Origin of the sequence: Virgibacillus halotolerans (genome assembly GCF_016908515.1) — a bacterium.
Classification (GTDB): domain Bacteria; phylum Bacillota; class Bacilli; order Bacillales; family Amphibacillaceae; genus Virgibacillus_M; species Virgibacillus_M halotolerans.
On sequence record NZ_JAFBEA010000001.1, the window covers coordinates 798,731 to 816,579 of the forward strand.

Genomic DNA, 17,849 nt, shown 5'->3' on the forward strand with positions numbered 1-17,849 from the left:
GGTCTCTCCTCATTACTAAACTTTTTTCTCTAGTCGGTACACATAGGCCAGAATCTCTGCAACAGCCTGATAGAATTGTTCAGGAATGCTATCACCAATATCAATGACACTATATAAAGAACGGGCAAGTGGTTTGTTCTCAACCGTAATAACGCCATGTTCTTTCGCTATTTCCTTTATTCTCTGTGCCGTTTTATCCACACCTTTGGCAACTACGATAGGGGCACTTGCTTTTTCTTCGTCGTATTTTATTGCAAGTGCAAAGTGTGTGGGATTCGTAATGACAACATCTGCTGTAGGTACTTCACTCATCATACGACGTGTCGCCATTTGTCTTTGCTTCGCTTTTATTTTCGATTTGATTAATGGATCTCCCTCAATGTTCTTGTGCTCATCTTTTATATCCTGTTTCGACATCTTCATGTTTTTTTCAAAATCATAACTTTGGTACGCATAGTCAAAAACAGCAAGAAAGAGTAAAGCAACCGTGGCTGAAATACCCATAATAACCGTTATTCTGCCGAAGAAAGCCAATGCATTTTCTGCATTTTTAAATGCAAGCATCATCATCTCATCTTTGTATATCCAAATTACAAAAAAAGTGATCGAACCAATAAACACAATTTTTAATAAAGACTTTAATAATTCCACAAGTGCACGAATAGAAAATATCCGTTTGGCGCCCTGGATGGGATCAATCTTCTTCAAATCAGGTTTTAATGGCTCCCCTGTAAAAAGAAATCCAATCTGCATCAGGTTAGATGCAAATCCAGCAACAATAACTACCAGCATAATCGGTGCCAGCATTTTGGCGGCTTCCATCGCTGTGCCGGAAAGAATTTGATGCAATGTATTTTCCGTCAGCTCCCAATGGATAAATTCAGTAAAAGACTGTTCATATAGTGTTGTCATTGTATTTTTTATCGAACTACCAAAGATAATTAATGTCATAAGGGCAGACAATAATAGAATTGCCGTATTGATATCCTGGCTCTTAGCAACTTTACCCTTTTTTCGTTCATCCTGTCTTTTTTTCGGCGTGGCCTTCTCCGTCTTTTCACCTGCAAAAAATTGTAAATCCAGCTTCAATTGCAAGTTACCCACCTCCGAATAATTGCATCAATTCCCGCATTGTCTCAAACATAGTTGCAAATAAACTTTTAACAAGTATCATAAACAAGCTAAGAAAAAGTAAAATAACTACAAAGCTTACAAAAATCTTCAATGGCAAACCAACGACAAACACATTTAGCTGTGGCACTGTTCTGGCGATAATGCCTAACGCAATATCAACTAAAAATAAACAGCCGACAAGTGGGATCGACATCTGAAATGCAATCAGAAACATTTTATTGAAGGAATCTATAATAAAATCAGCAATGGTCCCATCATGAAAAGGTACAAATGCATCAATGGGTATGAAATCATAACTATAAAAAATACCATCTATTAATAAATGATGACCATTCACCGATAATAGAAATAACAAGGCAATAATATAGAAGTATTGTCCTGTCAAAGGGCTTTGTGATCCGGTCTGTGGATCAATAACGTTCGCAATCGCAAAACCCATCTGAAAATCAATAAATCCACCGGCAATTTGAACTGCAGACAAAATAATAAATGCGATTAACCCAATCAAAAGACCGACTAGGGCTTCTTTTAGTAGTAAAAATAAATATAGCTCATCAATGGCGATGGCAGAAACGTCGATCGTATAATACATAATAAAAGCTAAGAAAAAGCTGAATCCGATTTTAAACGGCATGGGTATCGTCCGATAGGAGAATAGTGGCAAGGTAACAAAAAACGCTGCTACCCGAACCAAAACAAGTAAAAATACCGGAATACTATTTAAATTAATTAAATCTAGCATCATCTAACCTACAAACTGATTTAAATTTTGAAATATGTCGGCAGTAAACTCGACCATCTTGGTTAGCATCCATGGCCCAAAAAAAATAAGACCAACGAAGACGGCAACTATTTTTGGAATAAAAGCCAGGGTTTGTTCCTGTATTTGGGTTGTCGCTTGAAAGATACTAACAAGCAACCCAACAGCAAGCGCTAATATAAGCAATGGTCCACAAACGAGTAGTATTGTATAAATGCCTTTTTGTGCAAGTGCTAAAACAAATTCACTGCTCATGTAACAAATCCCCTTTCCTATTCTTTAAAAGCTGTCCAGTAAGGAATGCGTAATTAAATACCAACCGTCCACCAAAACAAATAGTAGTATCTTAAACGGCAAAGAAATCATTACAGGTGGTAGCATCATCATCCCCATCGACATAAGCACACTGGCGACAGCCATATCAATTACCAAAAAGGGAATAAAGATTAAAAAGCCCATTTGAAACGCTGTTTTTAATTCACTAATCGCAAAGGCCGGTACCATTGTTGTTAATGGAATATCCTGGATCGTTTCCGGTTTCTCCATCTGTGTATAGTTCATAAATAATGCTAAATCCTTTTGTCTGGTATGTTTGGCCATGAATTCCTTCATTGGTTCACTTGCCCGATCATATGCCTCATCCAAGGTGATTTCTTCAGCGAATAAAGGCTGTAGTGAATCATCATAAACTTCACTAAACACTGGCCCCATGATGAAAAATGTTAGAAACAGCGCCAAACCTACCAGTACCTGATTAGGTGGCATTTGCTGAGTCGCCAATGACGTCCTGACAAATGATAAAACAATTATGATTCTTGTGAAACTCGTCATTAATATAAGAATGGCAGGTGCCAAAGATAAAACGGTTAATAACAATAATAATTTAACAGATGTCGCAACAGATGAAGGGTCTGATCCAGCAAACATATTCACAAATTCATTCATGCTCATCTTCCTTTTGCTTGCGCTGGTTAATCATTTCTCTTCGGTTTTTCTTTAATTTATCCAGCTCTTTGATAAAAAGCTGTTTAAAATCACTTGTACTATTCTTTTCATCTGTTTTTGATTGTAGAAATGTTGGTAACCATTGACTTGCCTGGGATGCATCTCCAGCCTGTTCATCACTATGTAATAGGTCCTGTTTTACTTGTTCATCTGTTATTTCTTGTAGCATTTCCACGTTCTCTCCAACACCTACTAAAAACACCTGGCTTCCAATCCGAACAACCTGAATCGATTTATTTTGTCCAACAGATATACCACCCAAATTTTCCAAGGCTTTTACTTGCTGAAACATTTTATTCCTTTTACTGAGGAACTTGATCAGTAAATAAATGAGCCCAAGCACCAAAATTAATGCAAAAACTGTTTTTATGATGCTAAACAGCAATGATCCCGTCTTACCAATTTCTGATTTCTGATCATCTTGTTCTGTTTCTAATTCCGTTTCCGATGTGGAATCACCTACATCTTCTTCACAGGCAGCTTTATCTTCCAAACAATCTATCACACTAGGTGCCTCTGCATCTACATTACTTGTAAAACCAAACAAGAAAAGAATGGATAAAATACAGGTGCTAAAATATACTTTTTTATGCAACATATTCACTCTTTTCTTAGTTTAACGCTTTTTGAATGGCTTCCATCACACGGTCGGCTTGGAATGGTTTGACAATAAAATCCTTTGCCCCCGCTTGAATTGCATCAATAACCATTGCCTGTTGTCCCATCGCCGAACACATAATAATCTTCGCTTCTGGATTGATCGCTTTTATTTTCTTTAGGGCGGTTATTCCATCCATTTCAGGCATCGTGATATCCATTGTGACAAGATCCGGTGTTAACTCTTTGTATTTTTCTACCGCTTGGGCACCATCCTCAGCTTCACCAACTACTTCAAATCCATTTTTACTTAAAATATCCTTGATCATCATACGCATAAATGCTGCGTCATCTACAATTAAAATTCGTTGTCCCATAAAAGTATCCTCCTAAAATAAAATCACTTTAATTTTTTTAATCGATCTGTTTGACTAACAATATCTGTTACACGCACACCGAAGTTCTCATCGATAACAACAACCTCGCCTTGCGCAATTAATTTTTCATTTACTAATATATCTACAGGTTCCCCAGCCAATTTATCTAGTTCGACAATCGATCCGGAAGAAAGGTCTAAAATGTCCTTTATCGTACGTTTTGTTCTTCCTAATTCAACTGTGACTTTCAAGGGAATATCCAAAAGCATATCGAGATTCCGTTGTTCGTTTTTGTTTAATTTCACTTGCTCAAATTCAGAGAACGCTGCCTGTTGGATGGCTGCTTCCTGATCGCTACTGCTTCCTAATAATTGTGGATCTGCTTCAAGTTCTTCAATTGTATCCGGTCCCTCGGATAGGTCTTTTGTTAAATCAGATTCAACCAAGTTCGTTTGTTCCTCTACATGGGCTGCTGCCATTTCTTGCGACGGTCCATTTAATAATTGATCAACCATTTGTCTGGCAAATTTGATTGGCATAAGTTGCATAATCGCCGAATCGATAAGTTCGCCAACCTTCAATTGAAAAGAAACTTTTACAAAAGCATCTGCTTCAAAAGTGGCTTCAGCAAGATCTTCATCATGTGGATCTTCCATTTTAATCGTCGGTGGTGAGATATCCACCTTTTTGTCAAAAACGGTCGACATACTTGTTGCGGCCGCTCCCATCATTTGATTCATCGCTTCCTGAACTGCACTTAAATGAATATCATTTAATTCCTTGTCAGGTGATGCACCATCTCCCCCTAACATAATGTCGGAAATGATTGCTGCATCTTCAGCTTTAATGACGAATACATTTTTACCCGTAAAACCGGCTGTATAACTTACTTCAACACTGACAGGCTCAAATACAATTTGCTGTTTCAAATCTTCCTTTTGAATAACAGAAACCTCTGGTGTCGTTATTTCTACCTTTTGATTAAGTATCGTTGATAATGTTGTTGCTGAGCTACCAAAGGAAATATTACCAATTTCTCCTAGTGTATCTTCTTCAATACGCGTTAATTGTTGCTTTGGATCTGTTAATTCCTCAGTCAGATCTTCACCAGAACTAACATTCAATAGTGCATCAATCTCTTCCTGGGAAAGCATACCATCATTCGTCATGTTCATTCCCCCTTTTTTATTTCTTCCAATACTTGTACTGACATTTTGTTTTTATACTTACCGGCCTGAACATAAAATTTAGGCTCGTTATTTATTGCCAGTAAAAGCGGATCGTCTATCGATTGATTTAATGCAATGACATCATCTTTATTCAGGTGTAGAAATTCCTGAATATTAATCGTTGTTTCTCCCAATATTGCCTTCGTGTCAATGCTTGCTTCCTGGACGTTTTTTGACAGATTTTCATATGCTTCCATGTCTCTGTTTTTAGTTCGCGTTTGCATCCAGTAATGGGTCGCCAGTTTCGGAATAATTGGCTCAAGTACAATATGTGGAATACAAATATTTATCATTCCGCTTGTCTCACCGATGACGGTATTGAATGAAACCACGACAACTGTTTCATTCGGAGCCACCATTTGCATAAATTGTGGATTTACTTCAAGTTCTTCTAAAACCGGTTCGATATCCACGATGGTTGACCATGCTTCTTTTAAATTATCAATCGCTTTTTCAAATAACTGTGTCATCAGTAATGTTTCAATTTCTGTTAAACCATCCGCTTTATTCACGCCGCTTCCTTTACCACCAAGGATTCGATCCAACAGTGCATAAGCAATATTAGGATTTACTTCCATAATTAGTCTGCCCTCAAGTGGAGCCACGCTATATGAATTTAACACTGTCATTTTAGGCACAGATCGGATAAATTCTTCATACGGTACTTGGTCTACAGAAGCAACAGAAATATTTGCATAGGTTCTTAAATGGGCGGAAAAATATGTTGTCAATAACCGTGCATAATTTTCATGGATTCGGGAGATACTGCGAATCTGATCTTTAGAAAATCGAAGTGCCCGTTTAAAATCGTATACACGAACCTTTTTTTCCTGTTCTTCCTTTTTTAATTCTTCTGCATTCATTTCACCTGAAGTTATTGCGGATAAAAGCGCATCAATCTCGTTCTGTGAAAGAATTTCATCCAAAACTACTCACCTCCAAATTGGAGCACATCCCTTTATTGCAGGATTTTACTTATTGTATATACATCTGTAACTTTTCCTGCTGTCATCACTTCGTTTGTTTTATCTCGAATCATTTTTTCTAAATCAGTTAATCCAGATTTGAAATCTGCTTCATCCATTTCAGCTAATTCTTTGATGATAATATTTTTTATTTGAAAATCCCGTTTACTGATTTCTTTTTGAGCGGCTTTACCATCCGTAAGCATTTGAAACTGTATCCTTACGAAACTGCCATCTTCTAGGTCTGTTGTCATTTCAGGTGTTTCATAGGAATAAGCAACCACGTCATCAATGGAAGCATCGCCTTCTCTAGGCTCATCCTTCATATTTAATACGACGATAAACCCGGCAATGCCACAAGCTAGTAAAATCGCAAGGGAAGTAAGCATGACTTTCACTAATTTACGCATGATTTACTTCATCCACCCCCTTTAATGATTGTTGCAAGCCGATTTGTTGATAAAACGCGGTAATCAATTGAACAACTTCTGTCTCCCTATTTTTAACAACTAACTTTTTGCCATTTATTAATGTAATGGTTGTGTCTGGTAATGTTTCGACCTGCTCGATCAATAAAGCATTCAATGTGAATAATGAATCATTAAGTCGTGTTAATTGAATCATATAATTGGCGGGAGTACATCCGCCATTGCGGACGCACTCCCTACCTCCTTATTATCGTTTTAAGTTCACAAGCTCCTGTAGAATTTCATCTGAAGTTGTGATGATTCTCGTATTGGCCTGGAAACCACGTTGTGCAGTAATCATCTCTGTAAATTCCTCAGCAAGATCAACATTTGACATTTCCAGGGTACCACTTGCGATCGAGCCCGCGCCGCCTGTTTCTGCAGTGGTTAAGCCATTATACCCGGCGTTATTTGTTGTTAAAAATAAATTACTTCCAATTTTATCAAGCCCTGCAGGATTGGAAAACATTGCTATCGCAATTTGTCCAGCACTCTTCGTTCCATCATTATCAATAAAATTAACCGTTCCATCTTTTTGGATATTGATACTTTGCGCATTATCAGGAATATTTATTTTCTCTCCCGCACTATTCTGTACGAAATAGCCATCAGCATTAACAAGGTCTCCGTTATTGTCTAAATAGAAGTTTCCTGAACGTGTATATGCTGTCCCATCTGGTGTAGTTACCGCGAACATCCCGTCACCTTCAATAGCAAGATCCAATGGATTGCTTGTTGTTTGAAGAAATCCTTGTGTATGGATATTGTCAATTGTACCTACTTGTGAACCAAGTCCAACTTGTATCGGATTAACTCCTCCACGGCCACCAGCTGGCGCTTGTGCTCCCGACATGGTTTGACTCATCATATCTTGAAATGTTGCTCGACCTTTTTTAAATCCGGATGTATTGACGTTGGCAATATTATTTCCAATGACATCTAATTTGGTTTGAAAACCTTTCATTCCTGAAATTCCTGCATACATTGAACGTAACATAGCTTTTTTCCCCTTTATTGGTTTTTTATTGACGCCGTATCATTCATTCAACAGCGCTTTTGGCCTCTCTAACTGAGTCCAGCCTATTCATCGATTAAAATCGTGCCATTGATATTAGTAAAAATTCGATTTGTTGCTTCTTCTCGGTTCATTGCCGTTACAACGGTATTATTCTTCGCGCTCACAAGTAATGCCGCTTTGTTGGTCACAACGAGTGAATCGGTTATTCCTTTTTGTTTGGCCTCTTCCATCTTCTCACCAATTGCCTGCCATTGCTTGTCATTGATGTGGATATTTCTCTCCTCCAATCGCTCGGTTGCGTGCTTGCTGATTTTTAATTGCTGTTGTTCAGCTAAAACATCTTTAAAAGAACTTTCATGATTATCATTCTTTGATGTTTTTGCTGTTGGAAGCTGCAATGCTTGATGGGCTGGTACCTGATGAATGCGATGATCCATATTACTCACTTCCTTCATCTATTTCTGCTTTCACCTGTAAAATAGAATCCGCATATATTTCCTCCCCATTTTCAAGCTCCAATATAGCCCAGCCTTCTTCTTGACTAACGGCAACAACTTTACTTGTTATGACACCCAGCTTTTCTCCAGTTTCCTGATCGTGAGCCTCGTAAGAAACATCCTTACCAACCATGTGACTATACTGGATCACCGGAGAGATTAATTGACTTTGTACGAGCGTGTCAATCGAATTAGCCATATTCATCATTTGTTCCAATGAACTGAATGTAGCCATTTGAGAAACAAACTCTCGATCGTCCATTGGGTCTAATGGATCCTGATTCTGTAGTTGTGTCATCAATATTTTTAGGAATTCATCCTTACCCAAATCTGTGCCCGATGGCTTCTCTGTCGGTCGATTCTTTAAATATAATGTTGGATCAATGGTCGTCATTACTTTCACCTACACTTTCTCATTCATTAACAGTTCATGAAACTGTGCTGCAAAATCATCATCTGTATCAGCATTTTCACGTTCATCTTGGTTCGAATGACCAGACTGACTTTGCTCCTGATCCTTTAACTGCTGGTCTTTTTGTTCCCGTTCTACATCGTGTCCTTGCTGCAATGCTAATTCCTGTTTCTCAATGACTACCTGTTGCGGGGAAAACATACTTCTTAGTTGATGCATATTTGATTCCAGCATATTTTTGGCCGCGTGAGAGTTTACGATTATTTTTACCGTCATCTCACCATCAATTTCTGTTAATCGGACCATCATCTCCCCTAGATTATGAGGTTTTAAAGTAATGGATAGTTGATTCATCCCATTTGTCTTTGCTAAAAATGCACTAGTTTTCAGCACCGATTGAAACTGCTCTAACAATTGCTTATCGGATGGCAAAGGTTGGCTCTCGTTAATATGAATCATAAATTGCTCAAGCTTAGACATCGGCAATGTCGTATTTGTAACCGATGGATGCCTCATTACCGGATCCGATTGCGAATGATTCTCCAATGCCATATGAATCCATTTAGAAACATCTTTCGTCGTCACTTTTGCCGCAGCGTGATATTGCTGTTTCTCAGCCAAATGTTCCCTTTTATTAAACGCTTGTATCAATTCTTTGACTCGTTCTCCATCTTTCGTTTCCTCAAGGTCTTCCACAGCTAAAACTTGTTCTATCCCTTTTGATGCCCCGGATGTTTTCTCTAAATCCGACCATTGCTGTAACAACTGCAATATTTGAGGAGCAATTTTTGTGACATCCTGTTTTCCAGTGATTTGTGACAGTAGTGCTTCCATTTTCGTAAATATTTCAGTAAACTGCTGCTTTATTTCAGCTGATTCTTCAGCCACCAATTGACCTTGAACAGCTTGTAGCAGTTCCGAATTTAAACACGGATGATCGTTCTCGATTCTATCCATGTCATCAACCAGCTCGTTTTCCAGTGCAACAGCCTGCCAATCCTCTGGCTTAAATATGTCCATCATCAAATTTAATAAATGGGGTTGCACTTTCTTCGTAATTTCTTCCTCCGTTATTGCATCTGTATCAGATATAATTGGATCCCCAGTATCTGCAAGTAATGCTTCCGGTAGTACGCCATTCATTTCGATAGCCTGTTCATTGTTTAATAATGATTGAAATACAAAGCCCTCTGTCTCCGGGATTATCTGATTTGGACTATCCATCCGACCTTTAGCTGGCTGCATTTGTTGTAACAGCATAGCGATCGCATTCATTGGTACACCTCCCTTCAAGTGAAATGGATTGATTATTCTTCTTCCTCATCTATTATTAACTGTGTTAGTTCCGCCGCCTTCTCTGGATCCATTGCTTCCATTATTTTACCCCGTACCTTTGGAGATACTGCCTCCAATATTGCAGTCGCCGTCTCCTTCTCCATGTTTTGTATAATTAAGGCAGCCTGTTCACTGTCCATATCCTTGAAGGAACCAGAAGCTGTTTTTAACGGATTATCTGCTTGTTTATCTTCAAGAGAATCTGACGTATCCTCCGCACTATCCGAATTACCTTCCAACTTTGCTTGTTCGTGTTCTAATTCTTCTATGGTAGCTTCTAAATCTTCCACCTCTTGATTTAATTGTTCAATTTCCTCATCTTTACTTGCTAGCTTATCCAGCATCTGATTTTTTTCCTGATCTTTCATTGGTTCCTGTTCAGTTGTAACAAGCGCTGATATAATGGGAACATCTTCCACTTTTTCTTTGGTCCAATCCAGTACACTGAAACCGGCAATCGACAAGATGAAGATGGTAAGGAACAAGATAATTAAAAGTGGAACGATGATCACAAATAAAAACCATAAGATCGGGTTCATTTTTTTCTTTTCTTTTTTGGTATCTTCAGCCATCTACTTCACCCATTTTTATGCAATAAATATTGTTGAATTGATACTTCATCCATCAATGCATTTTCCTCTTTTTTAAGATGTTCCGCTTTCTTTTGATTACGGCCTTCAATCATATTTTCAAATTTCTTTACTTCTACATGTGCATCTGTTAATTTTATTTGCTTCGATTCCATCTTGATCCGTGCTTCCTGCACTTCACTTTGTAATTTCAAAATACGCTTATTTAGCGTTTCGATATAACTAATTTGTTCTCTAATGATGTCTATTGGTGTTGTTGTATGTACATAATTTTCATAGGATGCTTCTGCATCTTCCTTTTTTCTCAGTAAATGGTAAAATTGTTCAGCTATTTCCTCGAAAAGTTTCATTGAGTAATGATATTCACGCTCAGCGTTTTTCTTCTCATTTTCACGCACATTCAGAATTTTCGACAATACAAATGTCTCAGCCATTAGTTCATGCCTCCATTAAGCAGATCCTTCATCATTTCAATTGATTCATCCAATGTTTTATATTCAAAAACATCCTGTTTTAAAAATGTCTGTATTTTGGGGTAGTAAGCAATTGCCCGATCAATTTCCTGGTCTGACCCCCGTTTATAAGCACCAATGTTTATCAATTCTCTATTTTGCTCATAAGTCGCCATAAGTGAACGAATTTGCTGTACCGTTTGTTTATGCTCATCATCAATGATTTGATTCATCACCCTGCTAATCGACTTTAATACATTTATTGCCGGGAACTGACCGCGTTCGGCTAAACTTCGATCCATAACAAAGTGTCCATCAAGAATCCCCCGGACTGTATCTGCAATTGGTTCATTCATGTCGTCCCCATCTACGAGAACTGTATAAAATGCAGTAATGGTACCATGCTGATTTGTTCCCGTTCGTTCTAATAACTTGGGTAATACAGCAAAAACGGAGGGCGTATACCCTTTGGTTGTTGGTGGCTCACCTGTGGCAAGACCGATCTCTCTTTGCGCTATAGCAACACGTGTTACAGAGTCCATCATTAAATTCACCTGATAGCCCAAGTCGCGAAAATACTCACTGATTGCTGTTGCGGTGTATGCACCTTTCATCCGCATCAGTGCTGGTTGATCAGAGGTCGCCACCACAACGATAGACCTTTTCAATCCTTCTTCTCCAAGATCCTTCTCAATGAACTCACGTACTTCCCGACCACGTTCACCGATCAGTGCAATTACATTAATATCTGCGCTACTATTTCTAGCAATCATACCCATCAACGTACTTTTACCAACGCCACTCCCAGCGAATATCCCAATTCTTTGACCTTTCCCAACGGTTAGCAATGTATCTATTGCTTTCACACCGACTTGGATTGGTTCGTTTATTGGCGGGCGCTGCATTGGATTTGGTGGTGACTGTTCTGTCAAATAATTTGCTAACCCTTTTGGTAGTGGCAGTTCATCAAGCCGATTGCCCAATGAATCTACCACCTGGCCTATGAGACTAGGTCCTATTTTCACACTCAAAGGCTTTCCCGTTGATTCAACAAGACAGCCTGGTCCAATCTCTGATACCTCTGCATATGGCATAAGCACAATCTTCTCATTATGAAAACCAACGACCTCTGAAAGTATCGGTGGCCTACGATTATTGGACGAATGAATGTAACATACTTCGCCAATATTTGCTATTGGTCCTTGTGATTCGATCATCAGACCGACAACACGTAACACTTTTCCATATCGTTTGTAAGTATCTGTTTGTTTGATGGTAGCAATTAGTTCATCCAAATTGTTCATTGTTTATTCTCCGTTGCAATCGTATGTAAGGCATTCCGTATTTGCTGCAGCTGTGTATCCACACTTGCATCAATTTGGCCAAAAGGGTGTTCTATTAAACAACTATTTTCAGCAATGTTTTCCCTTGTATAAATTGCTAGTTTTGCCTCGTTTTCCAGTAGCAGTGCTATCTCTTCTTTTTGTTGCAAAACAACCTGATAATTGCTAGGATGCAAATAAATTGAAATAATCGGCTGATCTTTAATTTCCTTTATTGCTGACTTTACTATTGTTAAAAAGGTGTTTGGATCAACTGTTAATTGCTTGTCCAGTACCTTTCCAGCGGTATGAATAGCTAAATTTATAATTTCCTCACTGCTTTTTTCTACTGTTGCATGATAGTCCTTCAAAGCAGCAGTGGTTAAATCGTTTGCCTGATGTAACAGTTGTTGATATTCCTGCAAACCCTCATCTTTACCCTGGCTGAATCCTGCTTGGAAACCTTCTGCCTTCGCCGCTTCAATCCACTGCTTTTTTTGAGACTCCCATTGTTGCTTTTCTTGTTCAACCTTTTCCTTCGTCTCTTGAATGAGGATATCTCTTTCACTCAAAATAGTTTCTAGTTCATTTCGCGCTTCCTCTAATTCATGTTCGGATTTCTGCCCTACATTTTGGTCGCTAGGCGCAGTATTCTTTTTTGATAAATCAATAGCTTTAATTTTTATCTGTTTTTTTTCTTTCATCGGTTGCTCATTTAAATTAGACAATGATATCGTCACCACCGCCACGTGCTATTACGATTTCCCCGATATCCTCTAAACGCCGTATAGATGTAACAATTCTCATCTGTGCCTCTTCCACATCGCGCAGTCGGACAGGTCCCATATATTCCATTTCTTCTTTGAAGGTTTCGACCATCCGTTGTGACATATTTTTAAATACTACATCTTTCACTTCTTCGCTGGCGACTTTAAGGGCGAGTTTCAGATCATCGTTTTCCACTTCTCGAATAACGCGTTGAATGGCGCGATTATCAAGGATAACAATATCATCAAAAACAAACATTCTCTTCTTAATTTCCTCAGACAATTCGGGATCCTGAATTTCCAGGGTATCTAGTATCGTACGCTCTGTACTACGATCAACCTCATTGAGCACCTCTACAACTGCCTGAATTCCTCCGGTTTTAGTATAATCGCCTGTCAATGATGAAGCAATATTACGTTCTAAAACCTGTTCCACCTGACTGATTATTTCCGGCGAAGTAGAATCCATTGTCGCGATTCTCCTCGCAACATCTGCCTGCATGTCCTGTGGCAGTTCCGAAAGGATTAGTCCGGCTTGTTCTGAATCCAGATAGGATAAGACAAGTGCAATGGTTTGCGGATGTTCACCTTGAATAAAGCTGAGTACTTGCTTCGGATCCGCATTCCTTGCAAAATCAAATGGTCTCACTTGCAAGGAAGATGTTAGGCGATTAATGATCTCCGAGGCCTCCTGCTTACCAAACGCTTTTTCCAATACTGTTTTTGCATAACCAATACCGCCTTGGGAAATATAATCCTGAGCAAGTGCCAGCTGATGGAATTGATCCAGTACTACTTCCTTCTGATCCGCATCTACCCTTTTTACAGATGAAATTTCCAGACTCATCTTTTCAATTTCATCTTCTGTTAAATGTTTATAAACTTGTGCAGATACATCTGGCCCTAAAGAAATCAAAAGAATAGCTGCCTTTTGTTTGCCGGTCAATGCTCCTTTCACTTTTGCCATCTCATCTACCCCCTAGTCTTCCCCGATCCAACTTCTTAACAGCTTCGCAAAGTCTTCCGGATTCTCTTTTGCAATTTTCTCTAGTTGCTTTTTCCGAACAACGGCTTCTGGTTCTCGTGTTTCTGGTATATCTGGAACGTCCAGTTCCGCTTCACTTGGAACACTTTCTTCAACATAGGTTTCTTCATAGATTTCTTTTTCTTTTCTGTTTTTCAATAAAAGCACAACCAATACAATGATGGCCAGTAAACTGATCGCACCGATAACATAAAGCCAGGTTGGAATCCCTGCTGTTTCTGCTTCTGGTGATGTTTGATTTCCACTGAATTCCTGAAACACAATCGATGTTTTTTCTTCAGGATCCACTTCACCATATTCTTTATCTATCGATGTACCAATAATTGAATTTAAAATAGAATCAATACCATCTTCTACGGCATTTTCATCCTGTTGTGTTAAATATTGAATTTCTTCACCACTCGCATCTTTCACACGATCAACCGCAACTTGTATTCCCAGATCACGAACTTTGTACGGACTTTCCACAATATCTTTACGTATTCGATTGAACTCATTATTTATGGTTTCTTTTACCATTTCATAATCGCCATCACTGTCTTCATCCGTTCCTGGATAATTGGCTATGTCTTCCTCACCCGTACCAGCAGTGCCGCCATCCAGTGGCTCCCCTGTATACGTTTCCTGGATGGATTCAATGCTTACCGGAAGGCCTTCCATATTTTCCAGATCAACTGGCTCAACCAACTCTTCAGTGCGGTTTTCCTGAGTGAAATCGACATCAGCAGTCACGGAAACAATTACTTTTTCCGTCCCAACCATTGCTCCAAGTAACTGCTGAAGTCGGCGTTGGATGTCACGCTCAATTTCCTGTTTAATCGTTTGCTGATGTGTAAAAGCATCCTGAGCAGCATATGTACTTTCTGAATTGCGATCAAAGTATTCAAAGTATTGATTCGTAATCACAATATTTTCAGCCGGCAAATTCGGTACAGCCTTTGAAACGAGATGATATAGAGAATCAATCTGATTTCCTTCAAACTGATACCCTGGCTCTGTGTTTAGCACAATCGATGCACTGGCCTCTTCCGTTTCTTCACTTACAAACACAGGTTCTTCAGGAATGTTTATCATCACTTGTGCATTTTCGATTCCTTCGATCCCTTTCATTAGATTGGCAAGTTCTGTTTGCATTGCATCTAGCTTCATAATATTAAATTCATTATCCGTAATACCCCAAGATGTGTTTTCACTAAAAAAAGAGTAATCTATATTCCCACTTTCGGGAATGCCTTGTCCCGCAAGATCAACAAGCAGATCATCCACCTGATCTTCCGCAACACTAATCGTAGTACCGCTATCCTTTAATTCATAAGGTATTTTTCTTGTATCCAATTCTGTTTTTATTTGTCCGGCCTCTTGAACTGACAAATTATTATATAAAGGAACAAATTTCGCATTCGTTGTAAAAAGGGTTAAACCAACAATTAAAATTACAACAATTAAAATTGATCCAATAAAGATACCCCGTTGGCTTTTGGAACGTTTCTCCCAAAATTGGATTGCGGAATCTTTCCATTTCATCATTTTCTCTTTCATAATTTCCCCCACCAAAATGCTTATACTTGCATGCGCATCATTTCATTGTAAGCGTCAATTGCTTTTTTTTGAACTTGTACCGTAGTCTCCAAAGTAATACTTGCTTTCTGAGCTGCGATCATAACTTGGTGTAAATCTTCATTATCACCATTAATAAAGGCAGCTGTCTGTTTATCTGATACATTCTGTAAGTCATTTACTCCTTCAATGGCCGCTTTTAATGTATTTGAAAAACTGGATTGTGATGCTGCTGGTGTAGATAGAGGTCTATTCATTTGTGAATTGGTTATTTGTAACTGAGGTATACTATGTATTGATGAACTCATATAATTTGCTCCTTATTGATTTATTTTCCAATTTCCAGTGCTTTTAACAACATGTTTTTACTCGCATTCAAAGTCGTTATATTTGCTTCATAAGACCTCGTGGCACTCATCATATCAGTCATTTCCTTTAAGGGATCAACATTTGGCAACTGCACATAGCCAGCTTCATTGGCATCGGGGTGATCCGGATTGTATTCCAGCTTAAAAGGCGTGCTGTCTTCTGTTATTTTAGCAACCTTTACACCTGATCCAGTCTGATTATTTGTAGTAGCTGCCCCTAAGATTGATTTAAAACTTCTCTCCTGCGGTTCCATGACAACCATTTTCCTTCGATACGGCTCCGTTTCTCCATCACCATTAACAGTGGCTCTAGTTGTTTGTGCATTGGCAATATTGGAAGAAACAACATCCATACGGAGACGCTGAGCAGTCAAGGCACTGGCATTGGTATTAATGGCATTAAATATTGACATGATTATGATTAACTACCTCCTCTTATTACTGTTTGCAGATCACCAAACTTTCCATTTATACGATCTACTAATGCTTGATAATAAATTTGGTTTTTGGCTAAGTCTGCCATTTCCTTATCGATATCTACATTATTTCCATTATGGTTAAATGTTGTCTGATTTCTCGCTACTGTTTGATAGGTTGAATTTTTATCATTACTAAATGCTAAATGCTTTTCTTGGGTTCTCTTTGCTTCTGTACCATTTGTTAATACATCATTTAAAACATGTTTGAAAGCTACATCTTTAGAATGATAGTTTGGCGTGTCAACGTTTGAGATATTAGATGAAATTGCTTGATGCTTCGCAGTTGCATAATTCAATGTATTTTCTAATGATTGTATCGTTCCATTAAATAAGTCCATCATCATCCACCTTTTGCTTTTATTAAAACTAAATAACGCCCAACAAATATTGTAAGTCATAAGTGCTACAAAGTCTATCATTTTTCGACATTTTCTTCAATTAGAAAATAAAATAGCTTTTTTTGTTAGTTCTTAAGTCACAATTAAGTACACTGATCACAAAAAAGAGAGGGCTCTATATTCGACGAACAGCTCATTATTCGTTGTATATCAATTCTTTATCATCATTTGTCGAAACAGCATAACTGGCTAGTCTTTAATGCCCAGTTATAAAGCAAATTAAAAAAGCTGGGGTTACCAGCTTTTTTAATAGAAAGTATTCGCTTATCTTGAACGTAGTTTTTCAAGTTCAATTAAAAATTTATCATTCAATACTTTAATGTAAGTACCTTTCATTCCTAGGGAACGAGACTCAATTACACCGGCACTTTCCAGTTTTCTCAAAGCATTTACGATAACAGATCTTGTTATACCAACTCGGTCTGCAATTTTACTTGCTACAAGAAGTCCTTCATGACCATTTAATTCTTCGAAAATATGATCAATCGCTTCTAATTCACTATAGGATAATGAACTGATTGCCATTTGAACAACGGCTTTACTTCTTGCTTCCACTTCAATTTCTGCACTTTTTTCATGTAAAATTTCCATTCCAACAACGGTTGCGCCGTACTCTGCAAGTAATAAGTCATCATCATTAAAGCTTTCTGTCAGACTACCTAAAATGAGTGTTCCCAAACGTTCGCCGCCGCCAATAATTGGTACAATAGTTGTTAATCCATTTTTGAATAGCTCGCGATTTTCAACTGGGAAAACTGTAAATGAACTATCAATATCAAGGTTAGCTGTCGTTTCTACTATACTGAATAAACCTTGTGTATACTCTTCAGGGAACCGTTTTTCTTCCAGCATGCTTTTCATGCGTTCGTTTTCGATCTCCTGGTTGATAGCGAATCCAAGTAATTTACCTCTTCTACTTAAGATAAACACGTTGCCTTTAATAACGTCCCTTAATGAAGCAGACATGTCGTTGAAATTCACCGATTTTCCTGTTGCTTTCTGTAACATTGCGTTGATTTTTCTTGCGCGATCTAATAGTTCCATAATAATCCTCCATTTCGATAATTAAATAATT

At 38.3% G+C, this 17,849-nt stretch carries 24 protein-coding genes; all 24 read right to left on the reverse strand.

Annotated features, from left to right (window positions below):
- Positions 1 to 15: 15 nt before the first annotated feature.
- The 24 genes from flhB to codY all read right to left on the reverse strand — a co-directional run bounded on the left by flhB (position 16) and on the right by codY (position 17,818).
- A complete protein-coding gene (flhB, locus tag JOC34_RS04565; RefSeq protein WP_205135523.1) occupies positions 16 to 1,095 on the reverse strand; it encodes a flagellar biosynthesis protein FlhB in 1,080 nt (359 codons plus the stop codon).
- A 1-nt stretch (position 1,096) separates the two neighbouring features.
- On the reverse strand, positions 1,097 to 1,876 hold the full coding sequence (gene fliR, locus JOC34_RS04570; protein ID WP_205135524.1) for a flagellar biosynthetic protein FliR: 780 nt from the start codon (positions 1,874 to 1,876) through the stop codon (positions 1,097 to 1,099).
- 3 nt (positions 1,877 to 1,879) lie between these two features.
- A complete protein-coding gene (gene fliQ / locus JOC34_RS04575) occupies positions 1,880 to 2,149 on the reverse strand; it encodes a flagellar biosynthesis protein FliQ (protein WP_205135525.1) in 270 nt (89 codons plus the stop codon).
- 24 nt (positions 2,150 to 2,173) lie between these two features.
- Positions 2,174 to 2,839, reverse strand: a complete 666-nt coding sequence (gene fliP / locus JOC34_RS04580) for a flagellar type III secretion system pore protein FliP (RefSeq protein WP_205135526.1) — start codon at positions 2,837 to 2,839, stop codon at positions 2,174 to 2,176.
- Positions 2,832 to 3,494 carry a flagellar biosynthetic protein FliO gene (locus tag JOC34_RS04585; protein WP_239544054.1) on the reverse strand — a complete coding sequence of 221 codons (663 nt, stop codon included), beginning with the start codon at positions 3,492 to 3,494 and terminating at the stop codon, positions 2,832 to 2,834. Before JOC34_RS04585 ends, fliP begins: the two co-directional genes overlap by 8 nt.
- Positions 3,495 to 3,510: 16 nt before the next feature.
- Positions 3,511 to 3,873, reverse strand: a complete 363-nt coding sequence (locus JOC34_RS04590) for a response regulator (RefSeq protein WP_205135527.1) — start codon at positions 3,871 to 3,873, stop codon at positions 3,511 to 3,513.
- A gap of 23 nt (positions 3,874 to 3,896) precedes the next feature.
- Positions 3,897 to 5,042: a flagellar motor switch phosphatase FliY gene (gene fliY / locus JOC34_RS04595; RefSeq protein ID WP_205135528.1), complete on the reverse strand. Its 1,146-nt coding sequence runs from the start codon at positions 5,040 to 5,042 to the stop codon at positions 3,897 to 3,899.
- A 2-nt stretch (positions 5,043 to 5,044) separates the two neighbouring features.
- The gene (gene fliM, locus JOC34_RS04600; RefSeq protein ID WP_205135529.1) at positions 5,045 to 6,028 is read right to left on the reverse strand and encodes a flagellar motor switch protein FliM; all 984 of its coding nucleotides are present in this window, start codon (positions 6,026 to 6,028) and stop codon (positions 5,045 to 5,047) included.
- A 32-nt stretch (positions 6,029 to 6,060) separates the two neighbouring features.
- Complete coding sequence (gene fliL / locus JOC34_RS04605) at positions 6,061 to 6,477, reverse strand: flagellar basal body-associated protein FliL (RefSeq protein ID WP_205135530.1); 417 nt, start codon at positions 6,475 to 6,477, stop codon at positions 6,061 to 6,063.
- Positions 6,470 to 6,691, reverse strand: coding sequence for a flagellar FlbD family protein (locus JOC34_RS04610; protein ID WP_205135531.1), 222 nt, complete (start codon positions 6,689 to 6,691; stop codon positions 6,470 to 6,472). Before JOC34_RS04610 ends, fliL begins: the two co-directional genes overlap by 8 nt.
- 51 nt (positions 6,692 to 6,742) lie before the next feature.
- Positions 6,743 to 7,531 carry a flagellar basal body rod protein FlgG gene (gene flgG / locus JOC34_RS04615; protein ID WP_205135532.1) on the reverse strand — a complete coding sequence of 263 codons (789 nt, stop codon included), beginning with the start codon at positions 7,529 to 7,531 and terminating at the stop codon, positions 6,743 to 6,745.
- 83 nt (positions 7,532 to 7,614) lie between these two features.
- On the reverse strand, positions 7,615 to 7,989 hold the full coding sequence (locus JOC34_RS04620; protein ID WP_205135533.1) for a TIGR02530 family flagellar biosynthesis protein: 375 nt from the start codon (positions 7,987 to 7,989) through the stop codon (positions 7,615 to 7,617).
- Position 7,990: 1 nt separating this feature from the next.
- A complete protein-coding gene (flgD, locus tag JOC34_RS04625; RefSeq protein ID WP_205135924.1) occupies positions 7,991 to 8,443 on the reverse strand; it encodes a flagellar hook assembly protein FlgD in 453 nt (150 codons plus the stop codon).
- Between the two features lie 9 nt (positions 8,444 to 8,452).
- On the reverse strand, positions 8,453 to 9,736 hold the full coding sequence (locus tag JOC34_RS04630; protein ID WP_205135534.1) for a flagellar hook-length control protein FliK: 1,284 nt from the start codon (positions 9,734 to 9,736) through the stop codon (positions 8,453 to 8,455).
- A 32-nt stretch (positions 9,737 to 9,768) separates the two neighbouring features.
- A complete protein-coding gene (locus JOC34_RS04635) occupies positions 9,769 to 10,368 on the reverse strand; it encodes a MotE family protein (protein WP_205135535.1) in 600 nt (199 codons plus the stop codon).
- 5 nt (positions 10,369 to 10,373) lie between these two features.
- On the reverse strand, positions 10,374 to 10,820 hold the full coding sequence (fliJ, locus tag JOC34_RS04640) for a flagellar export protein FliJ (RefSeq protein WP_205135536.1): 447 nt from the start codon (positions 10,818 to 10,820) through the stop codon (positions 10,374 to 10,376).
- The gene (gene fliI / locus JOC34_RS04645; protein WP_205135537.1) at positions 10,820 to 12,142 is read right to left on the reverse strand and encodes a flagellar protein export ATPase FliI; all 1,323 of its coding nucleotides are present in this window, start codon (positions 12,140 to 12,142) and stop codon (positions 10,820 to 10,822) included. The genes fliJ and fliI overlap by 1 nt, the downstream gene beginning before the upstream one ends.
- Positions 12,139 to 12,888 (reverse strand): flagellar assembly protein FliH, encoded by a 750-nt coding sequence (fliH, locus tag JOC34_RS04650; protein ID WP_205135538.1) that lies wholly within the window; start codon positions 12,886 to 12,888, stop codon positions 12,139 to 12,141. The genes fliI and fliH overlap by 4 nt, the downstream gene beginning before the upstream one ends.
- Complete coding sequence (gene fliG / locus JOC34_RS04655) at positions 12,881 to 13,894, reverse strand: flagellar motor switch protein FliG (RefSeq protein ID WP_205135539.1); 1,014 nt, start codon at positions 13,892 to 13,894, stop codon at positions 12,881 to 12,883. Before fliG ends, fliH begins: the two co-directional genes overlap by 8 nt.
- A gap of 12 nt (positions 13,895 to 13,906) precedes the next feature.
- On the reverse strand, positions 13,907 to 15,511 hold the full coding sequence (fliF, locus tag JOC34_RS04660) for a flagellar basal-body MS-ring/collar protein FliF (RefSeq protein WP_205135540.1): 1,605 nt from the start codon (positions 15,509 to 15,511) through the stop codon (positions 13,907 to 13,909).
- A gap of 20 nt (positions 15,512 to 15,531) precedes the next feature.
- Positions 15,532 to 15,786 (reverse strand): flagellar hook-basal body complex protein FliE, encoded by a 255-nt coding sequence (gene fliE / locus JOC34_RS04665; protein WP_476756228.1) that lies wholly within the window; start codon positions 15,784 to 15,786, stop codon positions 15,532 to 15,534.
- A gap of 71 nt (positions 15,787 to 15,857) precedes the next feature.
- A complete protein-coding gene (flgC, locus tag JOC34_RS04670; RefSeq protein WP_205135542.1) occupies positions 15,858 to 16,310 on the reverse strand; it encodes a flagellar basal body rod protein FlgC in 453 nt (150 codons plus the stop codon).
- Between the two features lie 8 nt (positions 16,311 to 16,318).
- Positions 16,319 to 16,714: a flagellar basal body rod protein FlgB gene (gene flgB, locus JOC34_RS04675; RefSeq protein ID WP_205135543.1), complete on the reverse strand. Its 396-nt coding sequence runs from the start codon at positions 16,712 to 16,714 to the stop codon at positions 16,319 to 16,321.
- A 324-nt stretch (positions 16,715 to 17,038) separates the two neighbouring features.
- Entirely contained in the window at positions 17,039 to 17,818 is a 780-nt protein-coding gene (gene codY, locus JOC34_RS04680) for a GTP-sensing pleiotropic transcriptional regulator CodY (protein WP_205135544.1), read from the reverse strand.
- Between the last annotated feature and the right edge of the window lie 31 nt (positions 17,819 to 17,849).